The 7,134-nt window shown below is 72.8% G+C and carries 8 protein-coding genes; 5 read left to right on the top strand and 3 right to left on the bottom strand.

All coding sequences use genetic code 11. The features are described from left to right. Positions 1–55: 55 nt before the first annotated feature. From ACL02R_RS27095 to recX, 5 genes are all read left to right on the top strand, one after another. On the top strand, positions 56–829 hold the full coding sequence (locus ACL02R_RS27095) for an AzlC family ABC transporter permease (protein ID WP_412799589.1): 774 nt from the start codon (positions 56–58) through the stop codon (positions 827–829). After that, the gene (locus tag ACL02R_RS27100; protein WP_412799590.1) at positions 829–1,140 is read left to right on the top strand and encodes an AzlD domain-containing protein; all 312 of its coding nucleotides are present in this window, start codon (positions 829–831) and stop codon (positions 1,138–1,140) included. Before ACL02R_RS27095 ends, ACL02R_RS27100 begins: the two co-directional genes overlap by 1 nt. 19 nt (positions 1,141–1,159) lie before the next feature. Continuing rightward, a complete protein-coding gene (locus ACL02R_RS27105; protein ID WP_362968385.1) occupies positions 1,160–1,354 on the top strand; it encodes a DUF3046 domain-containing protein in 195 nt (64 codons plus the stop codon). Positions 1,355–1,539: 185 nt separating this feature from the next. Further along, complete coding sequence (gene recA, locus ACL02R_RS27110) at positions 1,540–2,682, top strand: recombinase RecA (protein WP_412799591.1); 1,143 nt, start codon at positions 1,540–1,542, stop codon at positions 2,680–2,682. 3 nt (positions 2,683–2,685) lie between these two features. Beyond that, the gene (recX, locus tag ACL02R_RS27115; protein ID WP_412799592.1) at positions 2,686–3,348 is read left to right on the top strand and encodes a recombination regulator RecX; all 663 of its coding nucleotides are present in this window, start codon (positions 2,686–2,688) and stop codon (positions 3,346–3,348) included. A gap of 450 nt (positions 3,349–3,798) precedes the next feature. On the opposite strand, the gene ACL02R_RS27120 is transcribed toward recX, so the two are convergent. The 3 genes from ACL02R_RS27120 to ACL02R_RS27130 form a co-directional block, all read right to left on the bottom strand. Then, a complete protein-coding gene (locus ACL02R_RS27120; RefSeq protein WP_412799593.1) occupies positions 3,799–5,403 on the bottom strand; it encodes an FAD-dependent monooxygenase in 1,605 nt (534 codons plus the stop codon). A gap of 78 nt (positions 5,404–5,481) precedes the next feature. Beyond that, a complete protein-coding gene (locus ACL02R_RS27125) occupies positions 5,482–6,399 on the bottom strand; it encodes an amino acid ABC transporter permease (protein ID WP_412799594.1) in 918 nt (305 codons plus the stop codon). After that, the gene (locus ACL02R_RS27130) at positions 6,396–7,070 is read right to left on the bottom strand and encodes an amino acid ABC transporter permease (RefSeq protein WP_412799595.1); all 675 of its coding nucleotides are present in this window, start codon (positions 7,068–7,070) and stop codon (positions 6,396–6,398) included. The genes ACL02R_RS27125 and ACL02R_RS27130 overlap by 4 nt, the downstream gene beginning before the upstream one ends. Between the last annotated feature and the right edge of the window lie 64 nt (positions 7,071–7,134).

The following is a 7,134-nucleotide window of genomic DNA, read 5'->3' on the forward strand; positions in this document are numbered from 1 at the left end:
GGGCGGTGCAAGAACGTACAAGACCGGGCGGCGGACCGGTCGTTAACGTACCGGCATGATCGAGAACTCGGTGGCAGACGGACAGGAGCGCCCCCCGCCGGGCCGTGCGGCGAGACCGGTGGCGCGCGACGCGGCGGGCGTCGGATTCGCCGTGGGACTGTCCGGGTTCGCCTTCGGCGTGACAGCCGTCTCCAGCGGTCTCAGCGTCCCCCAGGCGTGCGCGCTCAGCCTGTTCGCCTTCACCGGCGCCTCCCAGTTCGCCCTGGTCAGCGCGCTCGCGGCGGGCGGCTCGGCGCCCACGGCGGCGGCCGGCGCGCTCTTCCTCGGCCTGCGCAACTGCTTCTACGGGTTGCGGCTGTCGGCGCTGCTGCGGCTGCCGCGGTGGCTCCGCCCCCTGGCCGCTCAGTGGGTGATCGACGAGACGTCGGCCGTCGCGTTCGCCCAGCGGGACCGCGCGTCCGCCAGGATCGGCTTCGCGGTCACCGGCGTGACGCTCTACCTGTGCTGGAACCTGACGACCCTGGCGGGCGCGCTCGGCGCCGGTGCGCTCGGCGACCCGGCGGCCTGGGGCCTGGACGCTGCCGGGCCCGCAGTCTTCCTCGCCCTGCTGGCCCCCATGCTGCGCGGCACGACCGAACGGGCCGCGGCGGCGGGTGCCGTCCTCCTCGCCCTGGCCGGGCTCCCGCTGCTCCCGGCGGGGGTGCCGGTCCTGGTCGCCGGGCTCGCCGCGCCACTGGCGCTGCTGGCCACCGGCCGCCGCGGGGGGAGCGGCGTGCCAGGGGCATCCGGAGTGGACACGCGCGCGGACGCGGGAACGGAGGCGGTGTGATGGCGGTCTGGACGGCGATCGCGGTGACGGCGGTCGGCTGCTACCTGGTGAAGCTCCTCGGCCTCTCGGTGCCCGCGGGGGCGCTGGAACGGCCCGGTGTCCGGCGGCTGGCCGCCCTGCTGCCGGTCGCGCTGCTCGCGGCGCTCACCGCCCTCCAGACGGTGGACGACGGCACGGGGGGCCTGACCCTGGACGCGCGGGCGGCCGGGGTGGGGGCGGCGGCTGTCGCGCTGCTGCTGCGGGCGCCGTTCCTGCTGGTGGTGGCCGTGGCGGTCGCCGTCACCGCGGGTGCGCGGGCGCTGGGCGGATAGGGGGCGCGATACTTGGCCCATGCGGTTGACGGACTTCTGGCAGCGGATGACGGAACACTTCGGGGCGGCGTACGCGGACTCCTTCGCCCGGGACCACGTGATGTCCGGACTGGGTGGCCGGACCGTGTGTGAGGCACTCGACGCCGGGTGGGACGCCAAGGATGTATGGCGGGTCGTCTGTACGGCCATGGACGTGCCTCAGCGCCTTAGATAGGGCGTCTGACCTGCGCTTTCCGGGTTATCCACAGGCTGCGGCGCTCGCTTGACACGAAAATCGAACAGCCATTCTCATGGGGGGTGCGGGACGGTGCCTGGCGGCGTCAGTACGCCGGTTGTCAGTGCCAGGCGCTAGCGTCCGTGGATGTGAAGCGATCGAATCAGACGGACCGGGTGGCACCCATGGCAGGTACGGACCGCGAGAAGGCGCTCGACGCCGCACTCGCACAGATTGAACGACAATTCGGCAAGGGCGCGGTGATGCGTCTGGGGGAGCGGCCGAACGAGCCGATCGAGATCATCCCCACCGGTTCCACGGCCCTCGACGTGGCCCTGGGCGTCGGCGGGCTGCCGCGTGGCCGGGTGGTCGAGGTCTTCGGCCCCGAGTCCTCCGGCAAGACGACCCTCACCCTCCACGCGGTGGCCAACGCCCAGCGGGCGGGGGGCACGGTCGCCTTCGTCGACGCCGAGCACGCGCTCGACCCCGAGTACGCCAAGCGGCTCGGCGTGGACGTGGACCAGCTGATCCTCTCCCAGCCGGACAACGGCGAGCAGGCCCTGGAGATCACGGACATGCTCATCAGGTCGGGCGCCCTCGACCTGATCGTCATCGACTCGGTCGCGGCCCTGGTGCCGCGCGCGGAGATCGAGGGCGAGATGGGCGACTCCCACGTCGGCCTCCAGGCCCGGCTCATGAGCCAGGCGCTGCGGAAGATCACCGGCGCGCTCAACCAGTCCAAGACCACGGCGATCTTCATCAACCAGCTCCGCGAGAAGGTCGGCGTCATGTTCGGCTCGCCCGAGACGACGACGGGTGGCCGCGCGCTGAAGTTCTACGCCTCGGTGCGGCTGGACATCCGCCGTATCGAGACGCTGAAGGACGGCACCGACGCGGTCGGCAACCGCACGCGCGTCAAGGTCGTGAAGAACAAGGTGGCCCCGCCCTTCAAGCAGGCCGAGTTCGACATCCTCTACGGCGTCGGCATCAGCCGTGAGGGCGGGCTGATCGACATGGGGGTGGAGCACGGCTTCATCCGCAAGTCCGGCGCCTGGTACACCTACGAGGGCGACCAGCTCGGCCAGGGCAAGGAGAACGCCCGCAACTTCCTGCGGGACAACCCGGCCCTCGCCGACGAGATCGAGAAGAAGATCAAGACGAAGCTCGGCATCGGACCGAAGGCCGGGGAGGCCGGGGAGGAGCCGGGCAAGGACGCGGCGGCGGACGCACCGGCCGTTCCCGCACCGGCCACCGCGCCCGCGGTCGCTCCGGCGGCCAAGACGTCCCGGGCGGCCAAGCCCGTGGCGGCAGCGGCGGCCAAGAGCTGATCCATGACCCGGCGCAGTGAATGGCCGGAGTACGCGGCGCACGACGGTGGTTCCCCTCCGTCCTCCGCTTCCGGTGCGGCGGGGTCCCGGGGCGCGGCCCCGGCCGGCCGCCGGGACCGGGGCGGGGGCCGGGAGGGGGCGCAGGACCCGGCCCCGCGTGACCCGGTGGAGCGGGCGCGGGCCATCTGCCTGCGGCTGCTGACCGGTTCGCCGCGCACCCGGCGGCAGCTGGCCGAGGCGCTGCGGGCGAAGGACGTGCCGGAGGACGCCGTCGCCGCGGTGCTCGACCGCCTGGAGGAGGTCGGGCTCATCGACGACGCCGCGTTCGCGGACGCGTGGGTGGAGTCGCGGCACCACGGGCGCGGTCTCGCCCGCAGGGCCCTGGCCCAGGAACTGCGGGGCAAGGGGGTGGCACCGGCCGTCATCGAGGAGGCCGTGGGACAACTGGACAGCGAGCGGGAGGAAGCGACCGCGCGGGCGCTGGCCGACCGGAAGCTGCGCGCCACGCGCGGCCTCGACCGGGAGAAGCGCATGCGGCGGCTCGTCGGGATGCTGGCCCGCAAGGGCTACTCCCAGGGCCTCGCCCTCCGGGTGGTCAGGCGGGCCCTGGAGGAGGAGGGCGAGGACGGCGAAGCGGTCGAGCAGTACTTCGCCGACGACGCCTGACCCGGCGCGGGACCGGTCGGCGGCCGTGCGGCCGACTGTGATGCCGGCCCTGTCGCCTGCCCGGCGCGAACCGGGTCTCCCGGTGCCGGGTCCGAACGAGGCATGCGGCCGGCCGAGGCGTGTACGCGGCAGGGGACCGGTCGTGCGAGCGGGCCGGATGAGGGCCGGGCCCTGGCCAGGTGGCTGTCCGGGCAGCGCGCCCAGGAAGGTACCGGGGCCCTCTGAAGGGCTGTCCTGCTCGCGGCTCCCTCCCTGGCCTTGGCGGGCCCCGGGCACGCGCGGTCGCCGCGTCACCGGAACGCCCGGTACGAGCCGCGCACCCGCGCCTTGCCGGCGTACGCACCGGAAGACGCCAGCGGCCGGATGTCCTCCGGGGACGGCCTCAGGTGCGCCGTCTGTCCGCGACGCGTACGAAGGCGATCTGCCTGTCCGGGGGGCGCCGCCCTGGGCTCAAATGTGGCGCGGGGAGCGTCCGTTCCCGGGATCTGCGGACGAAGCGGAGACCTCGGGCGCTGTGGTGCCGCGCAGCGTGCGTGCGCACATGGTCAGGGACTCGTGGTCCCCTGCGGGTACGGCGGCGGCGAGATGGCCGTCCGGGCGGACCAGCAGCAGGGTGTGGGGGCCCGCTCCGGGGTAGTTCTCGGCGACCAGCAGTTCGGCCGGGAGGGGCAGGGACCTGGCGGCCGCCGCCAGGTCCGGCATGAGGCCGGCCCGCAGCCAGTGCTTGGCGTCCCAGACACCCGCGCCCGGCGCGGTCAGGACCAGGAGCAGCGGACCACCCAGCCGCTCGCGCAGCCGCGTACGCGTCCCGTCGAGCGCTATCACCGGCACGTCGGCGGCTTGTGCGCCCGGCGGGGTGGCGGACGGCAGCGTCCGCAGCGGCTCGCAGGCGATGGGCGAGGCGCCCAGGACCGGGGGCGCGCCCAGATGGCCCTGGCCCAGGTGGGCGTCGGAGAGCAGTGTCAGACGGTTCCGGCCCCGGCCCGTCAGACGGGCGGTGAGCCCGCCGCCGCGTACCAGCGGCAGTGCCTGGTCCACGGCCCGCAGCCGGGCCGCCACGAGGGTGCGGCGTTCGGCCTCGTAGCTGTCGAGCAGCGACTCGGCGTACCCGTCGTGGCAGGCGACCGCGAGTTTCCACGCCAGGTTCGCGGCGTCCCGCAGCCCCTCGGCGACCTGCTGCGTGCCGAGCGCGCCGAGGAGATGGGCGGCGTCCCCCGCCAGGAACACCCGCCCGTCGCGCCACCGGCGTGCCAGGCGCTGGTGGCAGAGGTGGACGCCGCTGTCGAGCAGCTCATATGGCGGGATCTCGCCGTCGTGCCAGGCGGCGAGCGTGCCGTGGACGCGGTCGAGGATCGTCTCCGGGGTGACGAGCGTGCCGTCGGCGGGGAGCGGCCAGTCCAGCCGCCAGCGTCCGCCGCTGAGCGGGCGCACGGTCACCTCGCCCGAGGAAAGGCCCTGGTGCAGGCCCGCCTCGCCGGGCCGGGGCAGTTCGGCGCGGAGTGCGGCCACCGCGTACCGTTCGACGCCGGTGCGCCCGGGGAAGGGCACGTTCATCAGCTTGCGGACGGTGGAACGGGCGCCGTCGCAGCCGACGAGGTGGCTGCCGCGCAGGGTCCTCGCCTGGGCCCGCAGGCCCTCCGGCGCCCGGCGCACGGTGTGGACGACCACCTCGCTCCCGCGCTGCTCGTAGTCGGTCAGCCGGTGGTCGGGAACGATCCGGACCAGGTCCCGCTCCGCGACGGCCGCGCGGAGCGCGGTCTCCAGCACGTGCTGGGGGAGATGGCGCGGCGCGCCGTCCGGGGGGAACTCCTCCGCCGCCAGCGTCCGTCCGCGATGGGTGGTCCGCCAGCCGGTCCACGGCGCGGCCTCCCGTGCCACGCCCGGGAGATCCGTCCACCCGAGGGTGTCACCGGCCAGCACGCAGGTGCGGGCCGGACGCGTGGCCGGGGGCGCCTCCGCGCCGTCGAGGACGACGGACGGGACGCCGTACCCGGCCAGGGCATGCGCCAGCGCGAGCCCTGTGGGGCCCGCGCCGGCGATGATCACGGGCAGCACAGGACGTAGTGCAACCCAGTCGGTGATCACGCGTCAAGTCGATCAGGAGACAACCTGGAGCTGTCCCTCACCCGCACGTCATCGAGCTGATCCTCCGGCGACCGTCGCCGTCAGCTGCGAGGGCGCCGACGGGTCCGGACCGCCGGGAGCGGCCGTCACCGTCGCGCCCGTGCCGCGCTTGCCGCGCCTGATCTTCTTCTCCAGCCAGGAGGCGAAGAAGGTGAGCAGGAAGTTCAGCACGATGAAGATCACCGCGCCGACCGTGTAGGCCGCGATGGTGTTGGAGTAGTTCGTCGAGACCAGGCGGGAGTTGCTGAGCAGTTCGGGGAAGCCCAGCATGACGCCGCCGAGCGTCGTGTCCTTCACGATGACGACGAGCTGGCTGACGATCGCCGGGAGCATCGCGGTGACGGCCTGCGGCAGCAGGATGATGGTCATCGTCTGCCCCTTGCGCATACCGATCGCGCGGGCGGCGTCGTGCTGGCCCGTGGGCAGCGTCTTCACACCGGCGCGGACGATCTCCGCGAGCACCGAGGCGTTGTACAGCACCAGGGCGGTCACGACCGCGTACAGCGCCCGGTCGTCACGCTCCACGTTCGACCACTGGAAGTACGCCTCGTTGGCGAACAGCATGAGCAGCAGGACGGGGAGGGCGCGGAAGAACTCGACGACGACGTCGCACGGGCGCCGTATCCACCAGTGGTCCGACAGGCGGCCGATGCCCAGGATCGCGCCGAGGGGGAGCGCGATCAGGAGCGAGAGGAAGGCCGCCTTCAAGGTCTCCTGGAGGCCCGGCCACAGGTAGGTCGACCACACGCGCGAGTCGGAGACGAACGGGTCCCACTTATCGGCGTCGAGCTGGTTCTTGTCGTTGAGGGCATCGATCGTCACCCATGCCACGAGGGCCAGAGCGGCGATGAACAGGACGGCCAGCAACGCGTTGCGGACCTTGGCACGAGGCCCCGGAGCGTCGTAGAGGACGGACAGGTTGGTCATCGCTTCACCGCCACGCGATTGGCCACCCAGCCGAGGAACAGACCCATCGGCAGAGTGAGGATGATGAATCCGAGGGCGAACACCAGGGCGATCGGAATGGTCTGCGCCTCGTTCTCGATCATCTCCTTCATCAGGAGCGACGCCTCGGCCACACCGATGGCGGCGGCGACCGTCGTGTTCTTGGTGAGGGCGATCAGGACGTTGGCCAGCGGCGCGATCACCGCGCGGAACGCCTGGGGGAGCACGATCAGCCCGAGCACCTGGGTGAAGGGCAGCCCGATGGCGCGCGCCGCCTCGGCCTGGCCGACCGGCACCGTGTTGATGCCGGAGCGCAGGGCCTCGCAGACGAAGGTCGAGGTGTAGACGACGAAGCCGAGGACCGCCAGGCGGAAGGAGGTCGGCTCGGTCGAGCCGTCGGTGAACATCGTGATGCCCAGCGTCTGCCAGAGGCCGAGCGAGCAGAAGACGATGATCAGGGTCAGGGGGGTGTTGCGGAGCAGGTTGACGTACGCGGTGCCGAAGGCCCGCATGATCGGGACCGGGCTGACCCGCATGGCCGCCAGGATGGTGCCCCAGATGAGCGAGCCGACCGCGGAGAAGAAGGTCAGCTGGATCGTCGTCCAGAACACCCCGAACAGGTCGTACCGTTCGAGATCGAGGAAGTCGAACACGGAATCTCTCAGTTTCGACTAGAAGGTGCGGGGAGTGCGGCGGGGGGGGGGGGGGGGGGGGGGG

Source organism: Streptomyces sp. MS19 (assembly GCF_047200595.1).
In the GTDB taxonomy this organism is placed as follows: domain Bacteria; phylum Actinomycetota; class Actinomycetes; order Streptomycetales; family Streptomycetaceae; genus Streptomyces.

What these genes read in the sequence shown, in the direction of transcription:
- ACL02R_RS27095 (WP_412799589.1), top strand. Translation starts at nt 56, where the DNA reads ATGATCGAGAACTCGGTGGCAGACGGACAGGAGCGCCCCCCGCCGGGC.
- ACL02R_RS27100 (WP_412799590.1), top strand. Translation starts at nt 829, where the DNA reads ATGGCGGTCTGGACGGCGATCGCGGTGACGGCGGTCGGCTGCTACCTG.
- ACL02R_RS27105 (WP_362968385.1), top strand. Translation starts at nt 1,160, where the DNA reads ATGCGGTTGACGGACTTCTGGCAGCGGATGACGGAACACTTCGGGGCG.
- recA (WP_412799591.1), top strand. Translation starts at nt 1,540, where the DNA reads ATGGCAGGTACGGACCGCGAGAAGGCGCTCGACGCCGCACTCGCACAG.
- recX (WP_412799592.1), top strand. Translation starts at nt 2,686, where the DNA reads ATGACCCGGCGCAGTGAATGGCCGGAGTACGCGGCGCACGACGGTGGT.
- ACL02R_RS27125 (WP_412799594.1), bottom strand. Translation starts at nt 6,399, where the DNA reads ATGACCAACCTGTCCGTCCTCTACGACGCTCCGGGGCCTCGTGCCAAG.